Origin of the sequence: Polynucleobacter sp. (assembly GCF_030693775.1) — a bacterium.
Classification (GTDB): domain Bacteria; phylum Pseudomonadota; class Gammaproteobacteria; order Burkholderiales; family Burkholderiaceae; genus Polynucleobacter.
On sequence record NZ_JAUXZY010000002.1, the window covers coordinates 101,636 to 125,564 of the forward strand.

Annotated in this window: 27 protein-coding genes; 7 read left to right on the forward strand and 20 right to left on the reverse strand. The window is 43.5% G+C overall.

Going from position 1 to position 23,929, the window contains the following annotated elements; all coding sequences use genetic code 11:
• Positions 1 to 14: 14 nt before the first annotated feature.
• On the reverse strand, positions 15 to 1,007 hold the full coding sequence (locus Q8M75_RS01400) for a hypothetical protein (RefSeq protein WP_305485406.1): 993 nt from the start codon (positions 1,005 to 1,007) through the stop codon (positions 15 to 17).
• A gap of 86 nt (positions 1,008 to 1,093) precedes the next feature.
• A complete protein-coding gene (locus Q8M75_RS01405; protein WP_305485408.1) occupies positions 1,094 to 1,534 on the reverse strand; it encodes a DUF6641 family protein in 441 nt (146 codons plus the stop codon).
• A gap of 341 nt (positions 1,535 to 1,875) precedes the next feature.
• On the opposite strand from Q8M75_RS01405, the gene Q8M75_RS01410 reads away from it, so the two are divergent.
• Both Q8M75_RS01410 and Q8M75_RS01415 read left to right on the forward strand, forming a co-directional pair.
• Complete coding sequence (locus Q8M75_RS01410) at positions 1,876 to 2,409, forward strand: hypothetical protein (RefSeq protein WP_305485410.1); 534 nt, start codon at positions 1,876 to 1,878, stop codon at positions 2,407 to 2,409.
• 252 nt (positions 2,410 to 2,661) lie between these two features.
• The gene (locus tag Q8M75_RS01415; protein WP_288048548.1) at positions 2,662 to 3,228 is read left to right on the forward strand and encodes a site-specific integrase; all 567 of its coding nucleotides are present in this window, start codon (positions 2,662 to 2,664) and stop codon (positions 3,226 to 3,228) included.
• A 14-nt stretch (positions 3,229 to 3,242) separates the two neighbouring features.
• On the opposite strand, the gene Q8M75_RS01420 is transcribed toward Q8M75_RS01415, so the two are convergent.
• On the reverse strand, positions 3,243 to 3,776 hold the full coding sequence (locus Q8M75_RS01420) for a DUF6036 family nucleotidyltransferase (protein ID WP_305485413.1): 534 nt from the start codon (positions 3,774 to 3,776) through the stop codon (positions 3,243 to 3,245).
• A complete protein-coding gene (locus Q8M75_RS01425) occupies positions 3,773 to 4,105 on the reverse strand; it encodes a hypothetical protein (protein WP_288048544.1) in 333 nt (110 codons plus the stop codon). Before Q8M75_RS01425 ends, Q8M75_RS01420 begins: the two co-directional genes overlap by 4 nt.
• A gap of 499 nt (positions 4,106 to 4,604) precedes the next feature.
• On the opposite strand from Q8M75_RS01425, the gene Q8M75_RS01430 reads away from it, so the two are divergent.
• The 3 genes from Q8M75_RS01430 to Q8M75_RS01440 all read left to right on the forward strand — a co-directional run bounded on the left by Q8M75_RS01430 (position 4,605) and on the right by Q8M75_RS01440 (position 6,765).
• The gene (locus tag Q8M75_RS01430; protein ID WP_288048542.1) at positions 4,605 to 5,381 is read left to right on the forward strand and encodes a hypothetical protein; all 777 of its coding nucleotides are present in this window, start codon (positions 4,605 to 4,607) and stop codon (positions 5,379 to 5,381) included.
• A 75-nt stretch (positions 5,382 to 5,456) separates the two neighbouring features.
• On the forward strand, positions 5,457 to 6,170 hold the full coding sequence (locus Q8M75_RS01435) for an ATP-binding protein (protein WP_305485416.1): 714 nt from the start codon (positions 5,457 to 5,459) through the stop codon (positions 6,168 to 6,170).
• Between the two features lie 46 nt (positions 6,171 to 6,216).
• Positions 6,217 to 6,765: a hypothetical protein gene (locus tag Q8M75_RS01440; RefSeq protein WP_305485418.1), complete on the forward strand. Its 549-nt coding sequence runs from the start codon at positions 6,217 to 6,219 to the stop codon at positions 6,763 to 6,765.
• Here the strand turns inward: Q8M75_RS01440 and Q8M75_RS01445 are convergent.
• From Q8M75_RS01445 to Q8M75_RS01505, 13 genes are all read right to left on the reverse strand, one after another.
• Positions 6,762 to 7,823, reverse strand: a complete 1,062-nt coding sequence (locus Q8M75_RS01445; protein ID WP_305485420.1) for an integrase — start codon at positions 7,821 to 7,823, stop codon at positions 6,762 to 6,764. The two genes, Q8M75_RS01440 and Q8M75_RS01445, sit on opposite strands and share 4 nt — an antisense overlap.
• A 336-nt stretch (positions 7,824 to 8,159) precedes the next feature.
• Complete coding sequence (locus tag Q8M75_RS01450) at positions 8,160 to 8,390, reverse strand: DUF2789 family protein (protein ID WP_015421810.1); 231 nt, start codon at positions 8,388 to 8,390, stop codon at positions 8,160 to 8,162.
• 2 nt (positions 8,391 to 8,392) lie between these two features.
• Positions 8,393 to 10,741 (reverse strand): heavy metal translocating P-type ATPase, encoded by a 2,349-nt coding sequence (locus Q8M75_RS01455; protein ID WP_216230612.1) that lies wholly within the window; start codon positions 10,739 to 10,741, stop codon positions 8,393 to 8,395.
• Between the two features lie 17 nt (positions 10,742 to 10,758).
• On the reverse strand, positions 10,759 to 11,259 hold the full coding sequence (locus Q8M75_RS01460; RefSeq protein ID WP_015421812.1) for a TPM domain-containing protein: 501 nt from the start codon (positions 11,257 to 11,259) through the stop codon (positions 10,759 to 10,761).
• Between the two features lie 2 nt (positions 11,260 to 11,261).
• Positions 11,262 to 12,125, reverse strand: a complete 864-nt coding sequence (locus Q8M75_RS01465) for a YgcG family protein (RefSeq protein WP_370624743.1) — start codon at positions 12,123 to 12,125, stop codon at positions 11,262 to 11,264.
• A 14-nt stretch (positions 12,126 to 12,139) separates the two neighbouring features.
• Positions 12,140 to 12,742: a LemA family protein gene (locus tag Q8M75_RS01470; protein ID WP_215386697.1), complete on the reverse strand. Its 603-nt coding sequence runs from the start codon at positions 12,740 to 12,742 to the stop codon at positions 12,140 to 12,142.
• 87 nt (positions 12,743 to 12,829) lie between these two features.
• Complete coding sequence (locus Q8M75_RS01475) at positions 12,830 to 13,090, reverse strand: heavy-metal-associated domain-containing protein (RefSeq protein WP_216230613.1); 261 nt, start codon at positions 13,088 to 13,090, stop codon at positions 12,830 to 12,832.
• A gap of 2 nt (positions 13,091 to 13,092) precedes the next feature.
• On the reverse strand, positions 13,093 to 13,401 hold the full coding sequence (locus tag Q8M75_RS01480; protein WP_015421816.1) for a copper-binding protein: 309 nt from the start codon (positions 13,399 to 13,401) through the stop codon (positions 13,093 to 13,095).
• A gap of 10 nt (positions 13,402 to 13,411) precedes the next feature.
• Complete coding sequence (locus tag Q8M75_RS01485; RefSeq protein ID WP_082784133.1) at positions 13,412 to 13,879, reverse strand: DUF411 domain-containing protein; 468 nt, start codon at positions 13,877 to 13,879, stop codon at positions 13,412 to 13,414.
• Positions 13,860 to 14,366 (reverse strand): plastocyanin/azurin family copper-binding protein, encoded by a 507-nt coding sequence (locus Q8M75_RS01490; protein WP_215350260.1) that lies wholly within the window; start codon positions 14,364 to 14,366, stop codon positions 13,860 to 13,862. Before Q8M75_RS01490 ends, Q8M75_RS01485 begins: the two co-directional genes overlap by 20 nt.
• A gap of 326 nt (positions 14,367 to 14,692) precedes the next feature.
• A complete protein-coding gene (locus Q8M75_RS01495) occupies positions 14,693 to 16,105 on the reverse strand; it encodes a multicopper oxidase family protein (protein WP_215346980.1) in 1,413 nt (470 codons plus the stop codon).
• 12 nt (positions 16,106 to 16,117) lie between these two features.
• A complete protein-coding gene (locus tag Q8M75_RS01500; RefSeq protein ID WP_305485518.1) occupies positions 16,118 to 17,551 on the reverse strand; it encodes a TolC family protein in 1,434 nt (477 codons plus the stop codon).
• Positions 17,551 to 17,868 (reverse strand): hypothetical protein, encoded by a 318-nt coding sequence (locus tag Q8M75_RS01505; protein ID WP_215346982.1) that lies wholly within the window; start codon positions 17,866 to 17,868, stop codon positions 17,551 to 17,553. The genes Q8M75_RS01500 and Q8M75_RS01505 overlap by 1 nt, the downstream gene beginning before the upstream one ends.
• Positions 17,869 to 18,503: 635 nt before the next feature.
• On the opposite strand from Q8M75_RS01505, the gene Q8M75_RS01510 reads away from it, so the two are divergent.
• Positions 18,504 to 19,772: a hypothetical protein gene (locus tag Q8M75_RS01510; RefSeq protein ID WP_305485444.1), complete on the forward strand. Its 1,269-nt coding sequence runs from the start codon at positions 18,504 to 18,506 to the stop codon at positions 19,770 to 19,772.
• 201 nt (positions 19,773 to 19,973) lie between these two features.
• On the opposite strand, the gene Q8M75_RS01515 is transcribed toward Q8M75_RS01510, so the two are convergent.
• Together Q8M75_RS01515 and Q8M75_RS01520 are read right to left on the reverse strand one after the other, a co-directional pair.
• On the reverse strand, positions 19,974 to 20,474 hold the full coding sequence (locus tag Q8M75_RS01515) for a hypothetical protein (protein ID WP_216230616.1): 501 nt from the start codon (positions 20,472 to 20,474) through the stop codon (positions 19,974 to 19,976).
• A gap of 41 nt (positions 20,475 to 20,515) precedes the next feature.
• Positions 20,516 to 22,696 carry a heavy metal translocating P-type ATPase gene (locus Q8M75_RS01520; protein ID WP_305485448.1) on the reverse strand — a complete coding sequence of 727 codons (2,181 nt, stop codon included), beginning with the start codon at positions 22,694 to 22,696 and terminating at the stop codon, positions 20,516 to 20,518.
• 98 nt (positions 22,697 to 22,794) lie between these two features.
• Between Q8M75_RS01520 and cadR the strand changes: the two genes are divergently transcribed.
• On the forward strand, positions 22,795 to 23,193 hold the full coding sequence (gene cadR / locus Q8M75_RS01525) for a Cd(II)/Pb(II)-responsive transcriptional regulator (RefSeq protein ID WP_015421828.1): 399 nt from the start codon (positions 22,795 to 22,797) through the stop codon (positions 23,191 to 23,193).
• 362 nt (positions 23,194 to 23,555) lie between these two features.
• On the opposite strand, the gene Q8M75_RS01530 is transcribed toward cadR, so the two are convergent.
• Positions 23,556 to 23,924, reverse strand: coding sequence for a hypothetical protein (locus tag Q8M75_RS01530; RefSeq protein WP_015421829.1), 369 nt, complete (start codon positions 23,922 to 23,924; stop codon positions 23,556 to 23,558).
• Positions 23,925 to 23,929: the final 5 nt, after the last annotated feature.

The following is a 23,929-nucleotide window of genomic DNA, read 5'->3' on the forward strand; positions in this document are numbered from 1 at the left end:
CTTAATAGGATGTATTAATAATCATAAATTGGATCAAAATTGCTCTGCTTAGCAATATGCTGATATGCGCGGTCTACAGCCTGGGTTAAATCTACAAATAACGCCTTTAATTTTGCATCAAAAAGATTGATGTTTATTTCTCCAGTATGTACAAGCTGATTTCGATCGTTAACAATATTCTCTATAAGATCAAATAGACTTTCTTTTCTACCTCTATACGGCTTACGTAAAATTGCGGCAATATCAATTTTAGAATCGACATATCCAAAATTTTTTGCAATTATGCTTGGACGTTGGAATGAAAAAGATTCCGCTATTAATCTTTCCGCTTGTAGGCTGCCCGCAATCAATTGCTCAAATTCAACATGGCCAAGCTTTGCTTGCTTTAGTGCGGACTCTCTTTTCCGAGAGTAGCGCAAACAAGCAGTAAAAGTTGCTCGGAAATATTCTTCCCATGCCGCTATTAAATAGGGAACCAACATATTATTTGATAATAAGCGTGGATTTAATTCATCTATAAAAGGAAGTCCCGAAGGCACATCTTTTGCTAAGTCACCACCTAGGTTACGATGCTGCAGATAAAGCTCAGCTCGCTGAAGATTGTTGTGAAACCTCCAACGAGCAAGATAACAACCGGAGGACAACGGTGAAGGTGCTGCTCCATTTGGACGCCAATAGCGATTTTTGCCTGCATCACTTTCAAAATGACCGCCAAATAGATCCCTCAATAACTTCAAAGTTCTATTTTGCTGCAAAAGATCCCAATAACTTCTCGAAACTCTTGATCTTGTGAAAATCTTAATTGGACCTTTTCTTGTTTTATATACCTCCAACTCAACACCCGTCCAAGAGCGATAATCCTTTTCATCAAACCAGTAATAGCTTGCGATTTGATTGGGCGCTTTGAAAGCATTTTTAACTTTTTTATACCCAAGTAATTCAGTAATGTCTCTAACTTGAGGAAGGGTTGCTGATAATTTAAGAATGCTAATAGAGGTATAGCTCATAGATCAGTACAAGGTAATCATTGGTTGCGCTATAGCAAGCATACAACCAACTCATGCTTTAGATTTGAATCATCAAAATCTTTCTGTTAACGCCTAAATCCACTACGCAATCCAGCACTAGCTGTCTCAATCTGCTCATCGAGCTCTCCCGCCTCTACAGCTGCTTTAATAGATTCCAGGGCTTTGATTAAAGCCTCTCCACTAGCTACTTCAACACTGGGCTTGCCTTTGGCTAGCTCAAGCGTCCAGCTGCCATATTTCACGGCGACACAGACTTTCCCTTCTTCACTTTGAAACCACCAGGGTTTAATCCGCTTAGGCACTTCAACCTGCTTGCGTATCCCTGTTTCACGATCTTTAACAGTTTTGTATTTCATGACTACAAATGGTGTTCCATTTAGCTGACTTTTTGCTAGCTGGATCTGCTCCCACAGCTTGGATCCCAGCTTATTCCTACGTATAACAATTACTGGCATATTACGAGGCTTTTTGACTGCGACTAGTTTGAGATGACTTAATTGGCTCATTTAATTCTCCTATGTAGTTAATGGGCTCATTAAGTGTGTTTTCGGTATGGAGTTTTGGTCGACCTCTTTTTTCCTAATTAGAAAATCGGCTCATTTTGGACATAAAAAATACGGTTTTTATTAACAAGGGCTAAATATTTACGAGTCGCGTAATGAGTTGCATTGAGATGCGACTAAGAAATAAGTTGCAGTTGCAAATAGGAGTTGCTTTAGTTGCTGTATTTGGGACAAATGAGTAGCTCTGAACAGCAACTCAAGCAACAGCAACTATCTTTTGTCTCTGCTACTCCCTGCATCTCAAGCAACACCGCGACTCCTTTCAACATTCAAGGAGATTAAAAATGAAAGAAATCACAGCCCGCTTATGGGAAAACAAAATGTATGGAACAACCTTCGGCAAAGGTCAATATCGCAAAGCCATCTACAACGGCACATTAGAAATCCCCAGTCCCTATGCCAAGTATTTAGTAGATTTTGAGGAAGTTGAAGCATGGTTCCACTTTCCAAAGAGTCCAGTGCATGTGGAAATGGCCAATCGCCTCAAGAACATCCCCACAAATGAAGACGGAGTATTAATGAGCTGGATATATCGCTATGAAGCTGGGATCAAAAGCGCAGTTGAAGGCTATGCGTCTTTGGATATGAACTACAGCAGAATTTATATTGAAATTAAAGATTCAGGGCACGGAATAAAGGATTACTGGGAATTGCCTATCCGCAGCTGTATTGCCAGAATTCCCGGCAAACCCACTCCAGCACTAATAGCTACTACACAGTCTGAGCTAAATTCACCTCAAAAACCGTCTACAAATGGCGTGTTTGCCGGGGGATATAAGCAAGCACTTGAGAACCTACAAAAATACGCTGTCCAGTGATTTGAGGTGTTAGCTAGCTTCGTGGGGTTTTGTCGTCTAAATCCCACGATATTTAGAAGATTTAGCTAAATACTTATAGAAAGAATCAGGCTAAGAATATTCACATATTCTTAGCCCAGTCTTGTAAGTCATTGATTCTTGGAAGGTCTTTTTGTCTTGTTACACGACACTTAGTAAACAAACTGAGGTCGACCTTTTCCCGTTAAGGAAACATACTTAAAACGCACATTTTATTTATGACAGGAAAACCAAATGGCACAAGCAAAAACCTTATCTCAAGCCGAACTTGATCAAGTTCTAGACTACGTCAGCACCAAAAAATATGCTTTGCGTGATCGCGCAATCATTCTTACCAGTTTTCTCGCAGGCCTTCGCGTTGCGGAGATCGCATCTTTAACCATGGGAGACGTAGTGAACCCCGATGGCACCATTAAAAACGAGATTCGACTATCGGCAGCGCAGACCAAAGGCAAATACCCCAGAACCGTATTTGTTTCTCAGCGACTACAAACAGAGTTGGCCAACTACTTAACAACAAGACACGCCAAAGGCGCTGATATTCCCTTCTTTCATACCGATCATCGCTTACGCTTTAGCCCCAATGGCTTATGCGTATGGTTTCATCAGCTGTACAAGAATGTGGGAATTAGCGGCGGTAGTAGCCACTCGGGAAGAAAATTTTTCATCACAACTTTGGCTAATAAAGGCATCGGCGTGCGAATCTTAGCCAGTCTTGCTGGTCACAGATCGATTGCCGTAACGCAAAGATATATCGATGTGAATGATGAACAAAAGAGAAATGCTGTGGAGCTTATCTAATATAAAGTAAGGCATTACTCTAAATTGAGTGATGTCTTATCTTCGGCAACACGTTGCTTAACCGATTTTTCTTCGAAATCATCCAAGAAAGCGGTTTGACGTAAGCGATATTCAATGGTGGGCATTGAAAGTAAATCAGCTTTTAAGCCCTCTTTAATCCAAATGCGATCCCTAATTTCACCCCGGGCATATTTGGAGATTGCAGCGTCATTTAACTCAAGAAATAACGCCCGCACATTGCCAAAGTCGTGAACCACAAAGCGGTCCTCCCAGCTATCAGGCAGCGTTGGTAAGTCTGGACTGGCTGCATCTACGTAATAACCGAATTCATCTTCAAACGCACTACCTTGACCAATAATCGCAGCAATCTCACCTGCGCGAGCTGGATCATCTTTTGGATACATATCGACATCAATAGATCTAACCATCTCATCTGGAGGAGGAACTTCAAGACCCAGGGCGGTCAGGCTACCAATAATGACGTAGTCAGTGTGATTGGTAATCTTTTTAGCTTCAGTTAATACGTGATGAATATGATTCAGATTCAACGAACTTCTTTCATCAGAAAGCTAAATGGGGAATTTTGTGCAAGCGCATGTGCCTGAGGAGCGTCACCACAAACCTCTTGCTCCATTTCGGACGGGTCGGCATTTATCAATCTTCTCCAGGAGTCAATGTAAAAACGACTACATAACTCTTTTTCCTCCCACATCCGAATACGAACTTCAGCTTGATGTACTACATCATTACGACGATCAGATCGAAGTAATATCAGAGCGTGACGATGCAACCTACCAAGTTTTTCGTACTTCTCAGCATCAGCTTTGCGTGCTAAAACACGCATGGAGAGGGAAAGATTAGGTTTAACGCTTTGCATGGCTTAAGTATATATAGGAGCTAAAAGAAGAGCAAGATCGGCTAAAAGACCTAAAAATCTGCTTGTTTTAGCAAAAATCAAGTTATTTCCGCCAAGTAAAAACTAGTTCACATCCCTATCGTCGATCTTATAAAGCAATGCCTTATGAGTTCTTAATCGATATTCAAAAAGCCATAATCTCCTAGTAAAAATATCTCTATAAACCGGCCGGATTTTCGAGCTAATTTGTTGCTGTCTTCTTAGTCAAATTTCAATATCATTTTTATTAAATTTCTTCAAACAGAGTTTTTTGATGATTTTTTCTCAAAATTAAAATTGCCCTACAAGCCCCTGTTCATGAGGCTTTGATTTTTCGGAATTTTCTGTCAAGGAAATAAAACAACGCGGTGATTTGTTCGAAAAATCCCAAAAATATACAGTGACTCCATCAACACAAAAAGTTTCATCAGCACTTTCGCTAAAACGTGTTGGTAATTTTATAACTTGAAGGAGCAACACCATGAGAATCACAGCAAATCAGAAGCATGAAATCGCTAGCGCGACATTGGTAAAACTCGATGCACTAGCAAACCGTCGTCAAGTCTGGCAACGGGACTTTTACGACAAATCCAATAAGGGTCTTTATGCCCTTCTCTCAGAGTGTCTTGGTATGTATTACGAGATCAAGGGTAGCCCTGCTGAGAAGGTTGTATTAGAAGGCATTAAAGCCAACCTAGAAGGTCGTGGCATCAAAGTACAAGCCAGCACTCCAGTACTAACCTTGATCGTCAAGTACGTGTTTAATGCCGAGCGTCGCAGAGCAAGCGCCTATTCACGTGCATTACGAGTGGCAGCCAAAGAAGCGGTATCTGTTGGCAATTTTGCCGAATGGGTAACCAAAGTAGGCGGCGTTGAGGAAGTGGCCAGCACCAAGGGCATTACTGATGAAACTATCAAAAAACGTAGTCAGCTTGATAACAAGGTGTCAGAGGTTAAGCAATTGCTTGTTAGCCAGCTGCAACACCCCTTAGCGTTGGTGCCAAAAACTGCCTTAGCCCACCCAGCCGACTCTGCTGAGTACACCTTGTTAATTGGCAAGATGCTAGCTAGCGGTCAAACGCAGGTCTTAAGCGTTGTTCCGGGTTCGTCTGGCGCCATGATTGAGCAGGCGATTCGCAAGATCGCGCAAGAATTGCTCAACAAGGTCGAGGAGCATGTCAAAGCCCAGGCAGAACTCGCAGCGCAAGCGGCGATTACTGAAGCAGCCAATCAAGCCTTCTTTAAAGAAATGGCTTAAGCCTTTGCAAGCCTTGACAGGGGTGTAGCACTTACTGGCTCACCCCTGCTTTTACCCAATCAGAAAGGAATTACCATGAGCTTCGCACTCAAATACGCCCCAACTCGTCTCGATGATGTAGTTATAGGCAGCCAAACCCTTAAAAATAGGCTATCTGACTACATCAACGATCGCGACTTAAAGCCCCTCATCCTTCACGGCGGGGTTGGAACTGGGAAAACTACCATTGCCAATTTATTGCCTGATGCCATCGAAAGTAAAAAGGCAGAAGTTACCCGTCTTAAAGCGGTGGAATTTAATTCCATCAATGATGTCATACAGGCGTTTGGTGATCAAACTATGTTTTATCAGGTGTTTACGATCAATGATCAAAAACGCAACTACATCATTTCTAATGAAATTAACTTCACCCCCAAAGCAGCAATAGCTTTTAGAGATGTAATCGATGACATGATCGGTCATACCCAGTTCATCTTTACAACGAACTACATCGATCAAGTCGACATTGCCTTACGTGATCGCAGCAACTGCTTGGCTGTGCCTCCAGTAACAGCAAAAGACTGGCTTTCCCGAGCACAGTGGATCTTGCAGCAAGAAGGTATTGCCCTACCAGATGATCAGCTACTCAAAGTCCTATCAGCGCAATTACAAATAAGCTCTAGCAATCGTAAATTATTGGAGCGTCTTGAAGACTTTGTTAGATCGGTACGAAATCCTCCAAGCAATCCTGGCGGAATTATTGAGCTGGCACCTATCCCAGAGCCGATTAACCCCTTGATGGCTGCTTGACCACACCAGTACTAGCCCTAGTGGCTAGTACTTATAAGGAATTAATATGCGCTACCCAAGAACAGTCTTTGTTTTTGACACTCCAAACCATGGCATAGATCAAGAATACTTTCAGATGATTAGCTCATCTTCACAGAAGATCTATATACGCGGGCATTCAAAACCAATTGGGACAATTGATTCTGAGCTTGATGCCATCAAAATTTTGGATGGGTATCTCAACTTTACCGGCCCAAATCGATCCTATATGGTCATCGGCAATCTAAAGCATGTCGAATTTATTGCCACTAGCCTGGCTGATAAAGATTGCTCCATCTATTGGCTCATGAATAAGAATTCAGCTTTATGCATTCGCGCAGCTTTAAGTGCCTTACTTGATCTTCATGAAATGGAAGCCTTATTTAACGAGGCGCTTTACTACTACACTAAATCCAGAGATCGGTATCAAGCATTATCCGATTCCAGGCACATATCAAACGATGATTTTCCCCAGCTTATTGCGGACATCATCAATGGAGGAAAACAGGTTGAGCTACGGGCAGATATTGAAAGTTTTTTATGCGAAGAATTGCATATCGGGAAGTTTGAGATCTAAGCCAACTTAGCGGCTGCCATCATTGGGGTCAGTTTTGAGTAATGACGCTCAATCATTAATGTCGAGGTACCCATTTGCCTAGCTAGGGTGTGTATATCAATACCTTCAGCTAGTGCAAATGTGGCATAGGTATGGCGTAGGCTATACAGGCTACGATTACGCCCCGCTACATCTTTGAGTAAATTACATTCTTTTAAGAGATTCTCAAACTGAGGATTAAAGTTATAGGGCTGAACCCCTCTTGGGAAAGTAAATATCAGACGATCTAACCTGGCCTCAATGACTTCATTAAGGTCTTTATATGGCAATTGATGCCAAGCAATTAATCTTTCCAAGCAATCCACTACCAAATTTTTAGCAATTAAATATCGAGGTCCTGTTTTACCGGAAAGCCAAACCTTAAGATACCGCTGATCGCCAATCCAATGCCATTGCAAATGCTTCCAGCGCATGGGCTTTAGCTCGGTTCCGGGCCTAGCTCCTGTGTAAAGCAAGAATTCGACATAGGAGCGACATAGTTGCCTCATCTCCTTGGTGCGAGATGATCTGCCAACCTTTTCCCAGCTAGGCATATAGCCCAATAATTGAGCGATCTCTTCCTTACTAAAGGCGGGTCTTGCTTGACTGGGAGAGCCATGGGGATCCAATAAAGGCACCCGATAACTATCGGCAATGAGGTTTTGCTCTCTTGCTAGAGCAACTACCCGGTTATAGGTCGTAGCATGGGTGCGTTTTGTACTTGCCTGGGGATCTCTACCCATCTGTGATGAGCGCCAAGATTCAAAATCCTTAACCAGCTCTGGGGTGATTTCCTTTAGCTGGAATTTTCCAAAAAATGGAATGAGGTATTTATTGAGGACAAATTTGTAATCCTTAAAGATGGCTTTGCCATTACCTTCTTTATTGGCAACGTCCATCACCACGAGATCTTCTTCAGCTAACTGCTTAAATGACTTGGATTTGAGGCTCAATTCCTGACTAATCTTAGCCATGGTCTGCTCATAAAGCGCTATAGAGGCATGCTTGGCCTCTTCAAGATCCGCCTGGCCAGTGCTCATGGAGTGCCACTGACAATTGGGCAACCTAAAGCGGCATTGCCATTGATTGCTGCCTGATCGCTTAAAGAGACTTACTAAACCTCGGTGGAGGTGAATTACATCAGCAGACTGGGATGCACTAGATTTGAAGAAAAGCTGGTTTAGATTTTGCACTCAAGTGTCGTGTTTCGAGACACTTGTAGCTTAACTTCAGATTTCAGGAAGGTCGATCGGAAAATTTGTCGAGTAAACCGACATTTCATGTGTGGATATCTGGTAGGCAGACTCCGACCCAAAGCAGACCATCAATTCAATAATCTGAGTACGCTAACTCTCACCCAAAACTGAGCGACCTGCTTAACGTAAGGCTTTATTTAACTGATCCACAATCTCGGCCCAATCAGCATCTAAAAGCAACTCATCACGAAGAAGCCTTGCTTGAGATGGTGTCCACAATGGTGCATCCGCTAATTCAATCGCTTCATCTAAAGGAGCATGCCGATCAATGAATGCCTTAATACTATTACCATCAGAAGGTAGTCCTAATTGAAGGAATAACTCAGAGAATGGATGAAATGACTTTTCCATGATTAATTTCTCCTTAAACGTAACGCATTTGTAATGACCGAGGCTGAGCTCAAGCTCATGGCAAGTGCAGCAATTAATGGTGAGAGTAACCATCCAGTGAAAGGATATAAGAGACCAGCAGCAATAGGAATGCCCAGTGCGTTATAAAGAAACGCAAACACTAGGTTTTGCTTCATATTGCCTACCGTATCGTCTGAAAGCGACTTAGCAATCGCAATACCTCTGAGATCACCTTTAACTAAAGTAATTTGGGCGCTATTCATAGCAACGTCAGTACCGGTGCCCATAGCAATACCAACATTGGCTTTTGCTAAAGCTGGAGCATCATTGATGCCATCACCTGCCATTGCAACAATCCGACCTTCATTTTGTAGTCGAGTTACCAATTCGAGCTTATCTGCTGGCTTAACCTCTCCATAGACCTCTTCAATCCCAAGGCGCTTGCCAACAGATTTAGCAGTTGTTAATCCATCTCCAGTTGCCATCACAATTCGCAATCCCGCCTCTCTTAAGGTTTGCAAAGCCTCTGGCGTAGTAGCCTTAATAGGATCAGAGACAGCTAAAAGTCCAGCAAGCTTTCCGTTGATAGCTAAATGCATCACGCTAGCGCCTTCAGAGCGGAGCTCCTCTGCTTGGGCTTTCAAAATATCAACAGAAACTCCCAGCTTATCCATCAATGCAGTATTACCCAACGCCAAATGAAACAAGCCAACGCTACCTTGAACTCCAATTCCTGAACTAGATTCAAAGTTTTCAGGTTTCTCCAGGGGCAAATTACCATCTCTTGCAGCACGAACAATCGCATCGGCAAGAGGATGCTCACTGCCCTGATCAAGACTTGCTGCAAGCTTTAAGACCTCATTACCATCAAAGCTGGGCGCAGGAATAACTCTATCAAAAATTGGCTTACCCTCTGTTAAGGTGCCTGTTTTATCAATAATGAGGGTGTTCACCTTACGAAGATTTTCAATGGCCGCAGCGTCGCGGAACAAAATTCCCTTTGTCGCCCCTTTACCAGTAGCAACCATAATCGACATTGGCGTGGCAAGACCTAGGGCACAAGGGCAAGCAATGATTAATACCGAAACCGCATTGATTAAACCAAAGACCCAACTTGGTTCGGGGCCAAAGATCCCCCAAATGAAAAAAGTCAGTAAAGCTATCGCTACAACCGTTACTACAAAATATCCCGCAACAATATCTGCCATTCGCTGCATTGGTGCTCTGGAGCGTTGGGCTTGAGCTACCATTTGCACAATTTGAGCCAGCATGGTTGATGAACCAACACGCTCGGCTTTAATAATCAATGCGCCATTGGTATTCATCGTTGCTCCAATCACACGATCACCGATACGCTTAGTAACTGGCAATGGCTCCCCGGTAAGCATGGATTCATCAAGCGCACTAGAGCCTTCAACAATGACGCCATCAACAGGCACTTTTTCACCTGGGCGCACCCTCAATAAGTCTTCAATATGAACATTTGATAAAGGAATATCTTCCTCAGATCCATCGCCCTTAATTCTTCTAGCTGTTTTAGGAGCTAAGCCCAGCAAGGATTTAATTGCCGCAGAAGTTTGTGAACGTGCCTTTAGTTCCAACACCTGACCAAGCAGAGTCAATGAAATAATGACGGCGGCTGCCTCAAAATACACACCAATCCTGCCCATAGACATAAAGGAAGCAGGAAATACTTGTGGAGCTACCGTAGCAACAACGCTATACAAAAATGCAGCACCTGTTCCCAATCCAATCAAAGTCCACATATTTGGACTGCGATTGGCTATGGATTGCCAGCCACGATAAAAGAATGGCCATCCTGCCCATAAAACAATTGGTAAGGATAGGAATAATTCAACCCAGGTTTGGGTTTGAGACTCAAGTAGATTAAGTTTATGGCCAAACATCGCAAGGACAGTCACCACTGTCGTCAAAGGCAGCGTCCACCAAAATCGTCTTTGAAAATCAACTAATTCTGGATTTTCTTCTTCCTCTAATTCAGGCAACAGAGGCTCTAAACTCATTCCACAAATTGGGCAATTACCTGGTTGATTCTGCCGAATTTGCGGATGCATGGGGCAGGTATAAATTGTGCCGGCCACCGAAGCAGGCGACTCTGAGTCCTTTAGTCCCCCATCTAGATACTTGCTGGGCGCTCCAATAAATTTTTCTTTACAACCATTGCTGCAAAAGTAATACGCAATATTCTTAAGCGAGTAACTATGCTTAGACTGAGAAGTGACCGTCATCCCACAAACAGGATCCTTCAAGGAATTTTCATCTGAAGAATGTTCGTGATGGGAGTGATCGTGTCCATGCTCATGATGATTGTTCTCATTGTGCTTACTCATTGCAAATCCTTGTTTACCTAATTCATTAAAACTGGCGTATCTGGGATTTCATTATCTGAAGATGATTTACCTGGGAATTGACTTTGCAATAGTTGACTCACCATTTCAATTCCAGACAAAATGCCAGCCTGATATTCATTGAGCGCAAATTTGGATTCGATCTCATGACAAATAACATCCCACGCACTGGCATCCGCATTTGAATGAATGCCTCTATCGGCAATTATCTCTACAGCATGATCGGCTAATAAAATATAAATGAGCACCCCATTATTGTGCTCGGTATCCCAAACTCTGAGATTGGTAAAGACTTCAATTGCACGATCTCTAGGGCTTAAGTCTTTTAACAAGGCAAGCGTATCCAGGGCACCTTCCACGGCAAAACAGATTTGACCCGAATGTTGAGCCTCACTATCTCGAATCGCATTTGTTATTGCGGCAAGATCTTCCTTGGAAAAGCATTTCTCTACCTTGCGACTATGAGACCAGAGATGTTTTATTAATCGATTCATATTCATGCTTACCATCTCCCCGAGGAGCCACCGCCACCAAAGCCGCCACCGCCACCACTAAATCCACCACCTCCACCATGGCCTCCACTGCTATAGCCACCAAAGCCATGTCTACCCAACCCCATTCCGGATAGAGCAACGACCAATGCCACAACACCGGCAATTAAGGCCATAGAAAACGCACCGAACATAAACCAGGCGATAAGAGCTACAAATCCTCCAGTAACTAGGGATCCAGGTAACCTGCCGAGCATCGATCGTAAGATTCCACCAAGCACTAAAGCCACAATAAAAATGATTGGTAAAAACGAACGAATATCCCCGGGGTCACGCATTTCTGTATTAGTTGGGTTTGGCGCTGGTAACGCCTCACCATCAACCACGCTAATCACAGCGTTTAGGCCATCCGTAATGCCGCCATAAAAATCCTGCTGTTTGAAACGGGGCACAATGATTTGGTCGATGATTCGCTTGCTAGTTGCATCAGTTAATACACCTTCAAGGCCGTAACCCACCTCAATCCGAAGTGCTCTATCAGCCTTAGCAATAATCAGAATCGCACCATCATCGACTTTTTTGCGCCCAATCTTCCATTGCTCCGCTACGCGAATTGCATATTGCTCAATTGACTCAGGAGCGGTAGATTGCAGCATCAAGACGACAATCTGACTACCCTTTTGAGCCTCAAAGTTACTTAAGGTTTGATCTAGAGAGCTGACCTGAGCCGGTGTAAGAGTGCCCGTTTGATCAATTACTCGCCCCGATAAAGCCGGTACCGCCTGCTGCGCCACAGAAAACTGAGGCAAGCAAAGCAGCGCCAAAACCGATAGTAAAGCTAAGAGACGTTTGGGGAACTGGAAAAAACGGGTCACGGAAGATACTCCAATTATTTCGCTGCTGGCGTATCAAATGAAACACTAGGAGGAGAAGCCAGCTCTTTCTCATTCTCAACAGTAAAGTTAGCCTTAGCCTTATAGCCAAACATCATTGCTGTTAAGTTAGATGGGAATGAGCGAATCGTGACGTTGTAATCCTGTACAGATTTAATGTAACGATTACGAGCAACTGTAATGCGATTTTCAGTGCCCTCTAGTTGCGCTTGCAAATCTCTAAACCCTTGATTTGCTCGTAAGCTCGGGTAATTTTCTGAAACGACTAATAGTCTGGATAAAGCCGAAGTGAGCTGTCCTTGCGCTTGCTGGAATTTCTGAAAAGCTTCTGGGTTGTTTACCAAATCAGGAGTAGCTTGAATTGAGGTCGCTTTAGATCTAGCCTCTACAACCTTAGTTAGAGTATCTTGCTCAAACTTAGCTTCGCCTTTGACCGTGCTTACTAGATTAGGAATCAGGTCGGCTCTACGCTGATATTGATTCAATACCTCAGACCAGCTAGAAGTTACCTGCTCATCTTGGGACTGAATTTGGTTATACCCACAACCTGATAACAATACCGCTGCTATTGCCAACAGACCGATAAGATATTTACGCATTTGTTACTCCTTTACTTAATTGAAGTTTGAGTCTTTAAGAACAGTCACCTTTTTAGATGTCTAAAAAATTGGGAATTAAAGAGAGTGTTAACCACAACAGCAACCACCAGATTTTTTCTGTGGCGCCTGAACGCCGCCATCAAGATCTAAAGAAGATGGATAACCACCCTCATTAAGCGCATAAATCAAATCATCACTCATCCAGCTCGTCCTATCTAAATGCACTTTGCCGTTTTGCAAGTCAACATGGATATTTGAAACGCCATCTAAAGATTCAAGCGCCTTGGTAACGTGTTTGACACAAGAGCCACAGGTCATGCCGGCCACATTTAAATGAATTTGACTCATATTCAGTCTCCTTTTTTTAATTCGATGACATACAGCTTTCCACCTTCGCTTGATGCTACGAATTCCACTTGGTCTCCAGACTTAAGACCATTTAAAAGAGTTTTGTTTTTCACGTTAAAAATCATGGTCATTGGGGGCATATCTAAATTCTTGATTTCCTCGTGACGAATGGTGACTTTGCCTTGCTCCAAATCAACTTTGCGTACCTGACCAGCCGTATATGCACCAGTAGATTGGGCGCTTGCTACATGAGTCAAGATTACTCCTGATAGTAGAAAAATAACACTCAAATATTTTTTTAGATTGTTCATTATTAAATTCCTATCGATAAGATTGATAAATTTGGGATTGACCATTTTTGGAGATCAATAAAACGTCATAAGGATCTTTTCTAGATCCATACTCAGGACCATCCATTCCTGGAGAGCCTATGGGCATCGCTGGTACAGCAATCCCCACAGCATTGGGCTTCTCGGCCAATAAACGCTTAATTTCCCTCGCCGGGACATGGCCTTCGATTGCATAACCATCAATGACTGCGGTATGGCAAGACCCAAACTGAATGGGCATGCCCATCTTCTTTCTAATCTGGTCATTACCATCGCTGATCACTTTAGTAGCAAAGCCATTTTTCTCCACATACGAAATCCAATCCTTGCAACAGCCACAAGTTGGACTCTTCCATACTGTGATCAATGGTTTTTCACTGACAGCACTGGATGCAAACGGCACTAGCACCAATCCCATTGCTATAGCCCTTCTTGTTAAATTAATGTTGATGGGAGCCATGGCCGTCCCCTTTCTGTGCTGGTGAAACAGATTTAGGTCCAGCTACCGAAATTGATCCCTTCATTCCCGCATCGTAATGGCCTGGTTGTAGGCATGCAAATTGCACTTTTCCAGATTTCGTAAATTGCCAAATAATTTCACCTGTTTGACCAGCGCCTAAGGTAACCATGTTTGGCTCGGCATGCTCCATTTCTGGAAACTTCATCATCTGCTTATAGTGCTCTTGTAGCTCTTGATCTGTACCAAGCACCATTTCATGTTTTGTTTTACCCAGATTCTTGACTACAAAGTGGATAGTTTCGCCTTGCTTGACTTGAATACTGCTAGGATTAAATCTCATGTTGTCTGTCATGCGAACTCTAATTGTTCGATTTACTTTGGCTGCAATACCCGGCTGTCCAACACTAGAATTTTCGCTGGCATGATCATGACCACCACTAGCGCCATGGTCATGAGACATTGCGCCCATGCCACCCATAGCCCCCATGCCTGCGCCTGATCCCTGCATCTTGTCATGCATCGCCTTACATTGACTAGCACTCATCTCAGGATGCATTTGTTGGCACATTGCCACCCTTTGTTCAGGAGTCATTTTTGCCATATTCTCGTGCATCGCCTTACATTGATCAGGACTCATTTCAGGATGCATTTTTTGACACATCGCTGCCATTGGATCTTGGTTCATGGCCCCTTGATTCATCATCCCCATACCGCCAGGTTGTGTTGCACCTTGCGCAAACACCAAACTAGATGCTGCCATCGCAATTGCTGCCAATGTAAATTGAATATTTTTCATTTTGTTTTCCTTAATTATTAATGTCCAGAATGCCCATTGGGCTTTCTTACTTGCACTTCGATTTCTTTTGTAGAGCTTGGTCTTGTTGATTGCATAGGTTTTGCAGTATTTAGTTGCGTTGGAGCTGCAGGTAATGCGCCTTTGTAAGCCTCTGCCACCGTACCAGCCGGATGCTTATACCAACCCGGATCTGCATAATCGCCAGGCTTTTGATCCTTACGTACTTTTAATACGCTAAACATACCGCCCATCTCTACCGACCCAAAAGGACCCATACCCGTCATCATGCGAGCCGTGTTATCGGGAATAGGCATTTCCATTTCAGACATATCACCCATACCCCTTTCACCCATCACCATATAGTCAGGTATCAGACTGTTGATCTTCTTGCCAACCCCCCGATGATCAACGCCAATCATGGTGGGGAGGTTATGCCCCATTGCATTCATGGTGTGGTGGCTCTTATGGCAATGGATCGCCCAGTCACCCTCTTCATCTGCAAGAAATTCAATTTGCCGCATCTGCCCAACAGCCACGTCAGTGGTTACCTCAGGCCAACGAGCAGTTTTTGGAACAGGGCCTCCATCAGTGCCTGTGACCGAAAACTCATGCCCATGAAGATGAATTGGATGATTGGTCATTGTTAAGTTTCCTACTCTGATTCGGACCTTGTCATTTAGGGCGACATTCAAAGAATCTATGCCAGGAAAAACGCGGCTATTCCAGCTCCATATATTGAAGTCAACCATCGTGGCTACTTTTGGTGTGTAACTACCAGGATCAATGTCATATGAGCTCAATAAAAAACAAAAGTCCCTATTAACATCATCAATAAGTGGATTTTGATCTTTAGGATGCGTAATCCACATACCCATCATTCCCATTGCCATCTGTGTCATTTCATCGGCATGGGGATGGTACATAAATGTTCCCGGGCGGCGAGCAACAAACTCATACATGAAGGTTTTTCCGGGTGGAATACCTTTTTGAGTTAAGCCTGTTACACCATCCATACCATTTGGTAATCTTTGGCCATGCCAATGTACTGAAGTCTGCTCTGGTAACCGATTGGTAACAAATATCCGGACTCGGTCGCCTTCCACCACTTCGATTGTTGGCCCAGGGCTTTGACCGTTGTAACCCCATAAATGCGCCTTAAATCCAGAAGTCATTTCTCGCACTACTGGCTCAGCGACTAAATGAAACTCTTTAACGCCTTCATTCATTCTCCAGGGCAATGTCCAGCCATTTAAGGTAACAACTGGGTTGTATGGGCGACCTGTACTAGGGGTCAATGGTGGCATCGTATTAGCGTTTACCTGCGTCACTATTTCTGGGGCGCCAGATAAGGCATAGCGGCCAACTGCTGCAACCGCAACAGCACCACCAGCAATACCGGCGTATTTAAAAAAATCTCTTCTTGAACTCATTATTTTTCCTTATCAATGTCCGGCAGGGTTTGCTAACATCCCCGCCCCAGTAACGCTAGGCACCTGGAGTATTGTTGGTCTGCCAATTAAGGAGGACTGCAAAGCAGCATCTGTTAACCAAAATTGTTGCTGAGCATTAATCGCTGCAATTACTGCAGAGACCTGATCTCTTGAGTCGGCAATCAACTCAAAGACACCAATAATCATGCCGTTATAGCGAAGCTGACTTTCTTCAGCAATGGCTTTGCGTACAGGTATTACTTCTTTTCGATAGTGTTGGGATATATCGTATGCAGTTCGATAGGCCGAATAAGTCTCCCTCAAATTGGAACTAGCATTTCGAGTAACGCCCTCTAGCCGATTAAATGCAGCCAAAGTTTGGGCATTCATGGCGTCCCTACTCATATTCCCCCAATCGAAAATTGGTAGTCGAATTGAGATTTCATAACCCTGCTTTGGGGTGCTCTCACCAGATGCTGAATCAAATTTAGTGCCGCGATTAAAGCCCAGCTCAATATCGGTAAAACTGGTGATTTTGTTAAGCCCCTGGGCCTTCGCTGCTGCCTCTAAAGTTGCTGTAGCCAAGCGTATATCTAGCCGCTCTACACCGGCTTGCTGCGCAATAAATTCGGTGTTTGGTGGTTGCTTAGGCAGATCAGGTAAACGATCGGGCAATTTCAGTTCTTTTGCCTGAGCTTCACTTAGCCCAAGAGCACGAACAAGCTCCTCCCTACGGCTTACTGAAGTCTGTTTTGCATTAGCAAACTGCGTGGCCGAATCTGCATAAAAAGCCTGCTGCCTTGCACGAGTAATCTTATTGAGATTACCTACCGCCTCCATGCGCCTTGCTAACTCAGCACTTGCTTCTGCACTTCGAAAAACTTGATCGGCATATTTAAGGGATTGCTCTGCTGCAACTGCACGAACCCAGGCTTGGCGAACCAAAGTAACCTGATCAATGATTTCGGTCGTTAAACGCAATTGAGCTTGTTCAATTCGCTTATCAGCTATTCCTTTGCGCTGTGGCAAAGTAATCAGGTCTAATAATCCAAATACAAACCAGCGATTAAATTCGATCTCTGGACTAGTAACCATTCGCTCAAAAGCAAAATAAGGATTAGACATTCTGCCTGCTTGGGCAGCAGACGCTGCTTCAGACCAATTCTGGGCAATAAGTGCTTGAACGGCTGGACTATTAATCAAGGCAAGCTGAACAGCATCGCTTTGATTTAAATTCTTAGCCAGCAGCTCCTGAGCTCTACCCTGAAGAACATCACGCTCATCTGACGATTTTGCTAAAACAACCTGGCCATTAGTAAATTTACTCGAATCTAGATTCGTTTTTTGTAAGGCCTCGTCAATATTGACGCTAGCGCATCCAGTAAGAGCACTCGCAAATAAGATTGATACTATTTTGTATCGTTTATTGAAAGGCATGGTCATCATCATTTAACTCCCTCGTGATGATTTTTCGAGTGCTCTTCGCTTGTTGGCGCCACATCAGCCTGAGCAGCTTCTTTTGCATACACTTTCCATCCGCCGATCTTTTGGACGGTAGCGTTAGCCTGCCTCCAAGGAATGATCTCCTCTTCCGAATAAGGCTGATAATTTTTAAATACTGACGTGTACTGCAGCGACTCGGCAATAAACTTTGCCGAAGAACCATTTACCGCCGCATCTTGCGCCGATGCAACTGGACTACCTAGTAATGTGAGCGCCAATAGAAACATTCCATTGCCCCACATGCATTTAAATATGCTCATAATTTCTCCAATAGACAAACGTAGCGACAAGACTTGTCGCCAAAATCTACTTACTACTGAGGAAATTTAAATCCGAGGGGGTTTGTAAATGCTACCTAGCGATTGGCCGAGTGCCAAAGTAGGAGCGTAAGGCAGTAGATTGTCCGCATACTGCAAAGGAGCAACTACGGAGGATGAAACTGTTAAATCAGCAATACCAACGCAGCACTGAGAAGCGGTATGGCACTTTGTAGCCACTTTCTTTGCCGACTTTTCTATCGATGAAGTGCAATCGTTACATTGCTTATGCTGCATATGAGAGTCAGCATTATCAGCATGAGTCGCAGCTTGGGACTGGTGCGCATGGTGTTGATCGGAAACGAATACGGGCATGCTAGCCGCATGAATCAGGCTAATAAAAAAACTTAAACATAAGAAAACGCATACTTTCCGCATTGTTTAATATTACACTGAATTTAGCGTTTTGTCGGCCTTACTCTTCACATTTTGAGTCTAGGTATTAACTTACTGGGCTATTGAGGCTATAAATTCAAGAAGATGTGAATAATCCATTTGGTTTGTAAATGGGTGTTTATCGTAAAGTGCTACAAGAACCCCCACCACCCCCCACCAAAAAGATAGTAGATTCGAAATCCATGTCAGATAAAGCCGCCAAACTCAATGCCCAGTGCAACTGCATCAGCGTAGACAAACAGAAACTAGATATTGAGGTTCATCGCCTTATTAGTGATCTGGACCTTGCTGATTCAACTGCTACAAAGATAGGCTCGATGCTCTCAAGTAGCGGAGTATTTATTGACCAAGCCGCCTTAGATCAGATGAAAGCATTAGTAAAAGCGGTCTATAAAGTTTGCGAAATGCCTTTATTTCAAAAATTAGTTCTTGAGCAAGCTCCATCCATTGCTAGACATCAACAAAGTACAAGTGGTGTTTTTTATGGATTTGATTTTCACCTAGGGGTAAATGGCCCGCAATTAATTGAAATCAATACCAATGCAGGCGGCGCTATGATTTCTGCCCTTGAAATTGGGGCATCGATAAATTGCTGTGAGCCAGTAGAGAGACGCTTGGGAGCAAGAAATATGCCCAATGAAATTTATGAGACTTTTCTGGATATGTTTACCCGGGAGTGGAGATCCTTCAATAGGGATCCTTCTGCGCAATTAAAGACGATTGCAATCGTTGATGAGAGTCCAACTGAACAATTCTTATATCCTGAGTTTCAACTCTTCCAAGCCCTGTTTCAAAAGCATGGAATCACGACAATCATCACCTCTCCAGATGGTCTCGTAATTAAAGATCAAAAGGTTTACTTCGGCGAAGTCCAAATTGACTTAATCTATAACCGAACGACCGACTTTTATTTTCAAGGTTCATCATACGAAGCGCTTAGAGACGCTTATCTTCAAGATCTTGTAGCCATCACCCCAAACCCCTTTAATCATGCAGTATTTGCCAATAAAGATAACCTTTGCATCTTAAGCAATCGGGAACATCTTGACTCCCTAGGGGTTGACTTGGCTATACAAGAAATACTCCTAAGCCACATTCCGGAGACTGTAAAAGTGTCCTCTAAAAACGAAGAATCTCTTTGGACAAATCGCAAAGACTACTTTTTCAAGCCCAGTCAAGGCTATGGGAGTCGCGCTGTATATCGCGGAGATAAATTAACTAAAGGCGTATGGGGTCAAATTAAGGATAAAAGCTATATTGCACAAAAAGTAATTCCACCAAGCAAACGAACCATCACGATTGATGGTAATGAGGTTGATCTTAAAGTCGATATTAGAGATTATGTCTTTGAAGGTAATTCACTCATTTCAGTAAGTCGCATATACCAAGGGCAAACAACAAATTTAAGAACCTTGGGAGGCGGCTTCTCACCTCTTTATGGCGTAGACTAAGACTGATAAGGTTTAAGACACAATTTAAATTTCTATCTTCTTTAATTCTGAAATTGCAATCAAATAAGCTCAGTCACTAAAATTACTGCGACTACTTCTGGCCGATTTGAGTCATCTGAGTGAATTCAATCAATTTGGATCTTATCGACCCAAGGGAGACCTTGGAGGACAAGTCCAGTAACTCATCCCCCTAGTGTGTTACTACCTTGACCGATCCATCCACATATAGTTCTGCTGCATCATTTGGTTCATCATATTCTGCTGCATACCCATGTATTGATCCATCATGTATTGGCGTTGCTTTAACTGCTCAGGTGTTAATTTAGAGTAATAGGGGCCCATACCATTCCAACCCATCATGTGTCCACCCATCATGCCGCCGTTACCACCACAACAACCCATCATTCCCGAACCCCACATGCCTTGCATCATATTCATGTTGCCCTGCATTGTGCTCCAGTGAGCCTGCATCAGCTTTTGCCTTTCTTGCGGATCTTGAGTTGCACGGATCTGATCCATCTGCTGTTGCATCTTTTTAAAGTTCTCTTGAATTTGAGCGGCTTGCTTATCAAACTCCGCTACATCAACATTTTTTTGTTGTGTCTGTGAGGCTTTAGTGCCTGCCCCTGCTGATTGCGCCAAAACGGGCGCACTTAGTAAAACACCTAAACTTAAAATCCCAACCCATCCTAGCTTTTTCATTTTAGTACTCCTTGAGTTAACTGCTTGATATGAACTAACACCTAGCTTCTTAATAACCGCAATCCATTTGCCACTACTAGCAAGCTCGCACCCATATCCGCAAATACCGCCATCCACATCGTGGCTTGCCCTGTAAAGGTAAGCACAAGGAAAATAGCTTTAATGCCAAGAGCAAGAACAATGTTTTGAGTCAGAATTAGAGCGGTTGATTTGGATAGCCGAATAAAGGTAGCAATCTTGCGTAAATCATCATCCATTAGCGCAACATCAGCAGTCTCTATCGCAGTATCGGTTCCAGCCGCCCCCATCGCAAATCCAATACTTGCTCTTGCTAAAGCGGGGGCATCATTAATGCCATCTCCAACCATGCCTACCTTTACATTGGGATCCTTTTTTAGGCGACTGTCAATTATTTTGAGCTTATCTTCAGGCAATAAATTACCCATAATCTCATCGACACCCACCTGTTTACCTATTGCCTTAGCGGTGTGCTGATTGTCACCAGTGAGCATGATGGTAGTCACGCCTAATTGGTGAAGCTCATCAATAGCCTGCTTGCTTGTTTCTCTAACAGTATCGGCCACCGCAATAATGGCTAAAACCTCTGTTTGGTTGGTAAGCAATACGGCCGTTTTGCCTTGCTGCTCTAGCGGTAATAAACGATTCTCAATATCATCAGAGCACAAACCCAATTCTTCAATCAGTCGATGATTGCCAAGGTAATACAAATTACCCTCAATAACGCCTTTGACTCCGCGACCCAGAATCGCCTCAAAGCTATCTACAGTCATTAAATCATTCTTTTGCTCTTGATTAGTATGGGCAATTGCTAGAGATACGGGATGATCAGATCGTGCTGCAAGACTGATGGCAATTTCGTGAATATGCTTGTCATTGCCACTTAATACAAAAAAGTCAGTTTGTGCAGGCTTTCCATAGGTGAGCGTTCCTGTCTTATCGAGCGCTAAGACTTTCATACTCCGCCCCGCTTCTAAAAAAGCGCCTCCTTTAATTAAGATGCCTTTTCTTGCGGCAGATGCTAAGCCACTCACAATCGTTACTGGTGTTGAGATCACTAAGGCACAAGGGCAAGCAATTACCAGCATAACCAACGCCTTATAGATCCACTCTTGCCATGACTGCGCCATTAACAATGGAGGCAAAACAGCAACCAATACTGCAAGCAAGAAGACCGCTGGGGTATAGATCCTAGCGAATTGATCAACAAAACGCTGGGTGGGCGCACGACTTCCTTGCGCTGCTTCAACTGCATGAATAATTCGAGCTAGCGTTGAATGAGTCGCTTCTGCAGTAACTTTGTATTCGAACGATCCTGTCTGATTGATCGTTCCTGCAAATACCTCATCGCCAACTATCTTATCGACGGGTAGGCTCTCACCCGTGATTGGCGCTTGATTTACTGCCGAGTTACCACTTATTAATATGCCGTCTAAAGCTATTCGCTCTCCAGGACGCACTCGAACTAAAGCACCTAAAGCGATAGCCTTTACATCCGTTAGCACCCAAGAGCCATCGGCTTGCTGAACGGTTGCGGTTTCAGGGGTGAGGTCTAATAAGCCACGAATCGCATTACGAGCACGATCTAATGACTTGGCTTCAATTACTTCAGCTAGAGTAAATAAGAACATCACCATGGCTGCTTCTGGCCAACTTCCAATCGCCATCGCACCTGTGACTGCAATTGACATTAAGGCATTGATATTGAGATTGCCATTCTTTAATGCAATCCAGCCCTTTTTATAGGTGGTCAGGCCACCTGAAGCAATTGAGGCGATTACTAGAGCAATGACAATCCACTGATTACCAAGTTGCAGCAATTCCATGATTTCAGCCAAGGTTGCAGTGATACCTGCAACAGCCAATGGCCACCAATTGGTTTTAGGCATAGGCTCAATCGAGCTGTCCTTTGTAGAAGTCTGACCACTTTGTAGCACCGCCTGCATTCCAATTGAACCCAAAGCGGACTCGATAGCGTCAAGTGAGTTGAGATTGTGACCAACCGTGAGTATCCTTTGCATTAAGTTAAAGTCCAGCGACTCAATGCCGCTTACACTAACTAGCTTTTTGCGAATAAGCGCCTCTTCAGTTGGGCAGTCCATATTTTCAATGCGATAGATGGCCTTATTCTTGCTCGGTATTTCAGAAGCCTTTGTCACAGGGGTTGATGTTGAACAACTACAGGAGGTATTGCATTCGCTCATAGCGGAAACCTAAATGATGAAGACATAAAACATTTAACACCCTATAGTAACTATAGAGTCAAGGGATTAGAATAAAAATGTAAAAACTTGGAGGTCAAATGAGAATTGGTGAACTAGCAACAGCCACAAGCACTCAAGTGGAAACTATTCGGTTTTATGAACAAGAGGGTTTGTTAGCAAAACCGGCTCGATCTGAGGGTAACTTCCGAATCTACGGGGATCAGCACCTGCAACGCCTTACATTTATTCGCCACTGCCGCTCGCTGGACATGACCTTAAGTGAAATTCGTCAATTACTTCGCTTAAAAGATTTGCCCGATGAAAACTGTGATGCAGTAAATGAATTGCTTGATGCCCATATTGAAGGTGTAAGCAATCGAATTAATGAGCTACGCCAACTTGAGCGACAATTAAAGCTGCTCAGAAAACAATGTCATGCGAATCAGGACTCAGCACATTGCGGGATCTTAAATAAATTATCGCTACCCGTGAAGTAAAAAAGAGGTGACACTACCGCCTCTTATTAGCCGAAAGCAGTCATCGGCCTTTTGCCGATTTACCAATAACCAATCGTTAACACCCAAGGAACCCTGTCTAAAGCCAATTCGACATTTTTAAGCCCGTTGGGAACAATAGACAATATTGGGTCGTTGTGAGTGGGAATGTTAAGCACTGATTAGCCGTGAGCGTCTCGAAACACGACGGTTGTCGGGTTAACCGACATAGTAGGATGCCGTTAGCAATGGACCGATAACGACCCAAAACCAACTATAGATGGGCGCTGTCTTTACTATTCAGCGAGGTTAATCCAGATCATTTAGGGCGACCCAGAGTACAGACTAGATTGAGCTGATTTAGGCTATAAATTAAATCCTGCTGTAATCACTTTCGCTTTTATCTTGATAACTGCTATAGCCTTAGCTCCCTTGGGAATAGCGAAATTACCTTTCACTTCCAATTTGCCTCCATTAGGCAGTAGCTCATAATCTTTTTTATCTGATCCAATTAAGACTGTCAGCTTTGCGGTCCCACCATCTATAGGTATCGGTTTACCGTGGTCCGTCAAATACAGCGATAGGCTATCAGGCTTTGCAACCAATTCAACATCAATGTCCTTAGCCTCGACTATGACACCGCCATGCATTGGCTTTAAATCATGGCCGGCTCCAGCATGGGCTGGACCAATAAAACTGATTAGCAAGGTTGCAATCACCATCATTGATTTCATATAAA

Coding starts and splice junctions, on each gene's coding strand:
- Q8M75_RS01485 (WP_082784133.1), bottom strand. CDS start 13,879: ATGGCTCCCATCAACATTAATTTAACAAGAAGGGCTATAGCAATGGGA.
- Q8M75_RS01530 (WP_015421829.1), bottom strand. CDS start 23,924: ATGAAATCAATGATGGTGATTGCAACCTTGCTAATCAGTTTTATTGGT.
- Q8M75_RS01505 (WP_215346982.1), bottom strand. CDS start 17,868: ATGAGCATATTTAAATGCATGTGGGGCAATGGAATGTTTCTATTGGCG.
- Q8M75_RS01410 (WP_305485410.1), top strand. CDS start 1,876: ATGAAAGAAATCACAGCCCGCTTATGGGAAAACAAAATGTATGGAACA.
- Q8M75_RS01405 (WP_305485408.1), bottom strand. CDS start 1,534: ATGAGCCAATTAAGTCATCTCAAACTAGTCGCAGTCAAAAAGCCTCGT.
- Q8M75_RS01515 (WP_216230616.1), bottom strand. CDS start 20,474: ATGAAAAAGCTAGGATGGGTTGGGATTTTAAGTTTAGGTGTTTTACTA.
- Q8M75_RS01520 (WP_305485448.1), bottom strand. CDS start 22,696: ATGAGCGAATGCAATACCTCCTGTAGTTGTTCAACATCAACCCCTGTG.
- Q8M75_RS01510 (WP_305485444.1), top strand. CDS start 18,504: ATGTCAGATAAAGCCGCCAAACTCAATGCCCAGTGCAACTGCATCAGC.
- Q8M75_RS01470 (WP_215386697.1), bottom strand. CDS start 12,742: ATGCGTAAATATCTTATCGGTCTGTTGGCAATAGCAGCGGTATTGTTA.
- Q8M75_RS01460 (WP_015421812.1), bottom strand. CDS start 11,259: ATGAATATGAATCGATTAATAAAACATCTCTGGTCTCATAGTCGCAAG.
- Q8M75_RS01435 (WP_305485416.1), top strand. CDS start 5,457: ATGAGCTTCGCACTCAAATACGCCCCAACTCGTCTCGATGATGTAGTT.
- Q8M75_RS01425 (WP_288048544.1), bottom strand. CDS start 4,105: ATGCAAAGCGTTAAACCTAATCTTTCCCTCTCCATGCGTGTTTTAGCA.
- Q8M75_RS01450 (WP_015421810.1), bottom strand. CDS start 8,390: ATGGAAAAGTCATTTCATCCATTCTCTGAGTTATTCCTTCAATTAGGA.
- Q8M75_RS01500 (WP_305485518.1), bottom strand. CDS start 17,551: ATGATGACCATGCCTTTCAATAAACGATACAAAATAGTATCAATCTTA.
- Q8M75_RS01480 (WP_015421816.1), bottom strand. CDS start 13,401: ATGAACAATCTAAAAAAATATTTGAGTGTTATTTTTCTACTATCAGGA.
- Q8M75_RS01495 (WP_215346980.1), bottom strand. CDS start 16,105: ATGAGTTCAAGAAGAGATTTTTTTAAATACGCCGGTATTGCTGGTGGT.
- Q8M75_RS01415 (WP_288048548.1), top strand. CDS start 2,662: ATGGCACAAGCAAAAACCTTATCTCAAGCCGAACTTGATCAAGTTCTA.
- Q8M75_RS01445 (WP_305485420.1), bottom strand. CDS start 7,823: ATGAGCACTGGCCAGGCGGATCTTGAAGAGGCCAAGCATGCCTCTATA.
- Q8M75_RS01440 (WP_305485418.1), top strand. CDS start 6,217: ATGCGCTACCCAAGAACAGTCTTTGTTTTTGACACTCCAAACCATGGC.
- cadR (WP_015421828.1), top strand. CDS start 22,795: ATGAGAATTGGTGAACTAGCAACAGCCACAAGCACTCAAGTGGAAACT.
- Q8M75_RS01475 (WP_216230613.1), bottom strand. CDS start 13,090: ATGAGTCAAATTCATTTAAATGTGGCCGGCATGACCTGTGGCTCTTGT.
- Q8M75_RS01490 (WP_215350260.1), bottom strand. CDS start 14,366: ATGGGGGCTATGGGTGGCATGGGCGCAATGTCTCATGACCATGGCGCT.
- Q8M75_RS01455 (WP_216230612.1), bottom strand. CDS start 10,741: ATGAGTAAGCACAATGAGAACAATCATCATGAGCATGGACACGATCAC.
- Q8M75_RS01430 (WP_288048542.1), top strand. CDS start 4,605: ATGAGAATCACAGCAAATCAGAAGCATGAAATCGCTAGCGCGACATTG.
- Q8M75_RS01400 (WP_305485406.1), bottom strand. CDS start 1,007: ATGAGCTATACCTCTATTAGCATTCTTAAATTATCAGCAACCCTTCCT.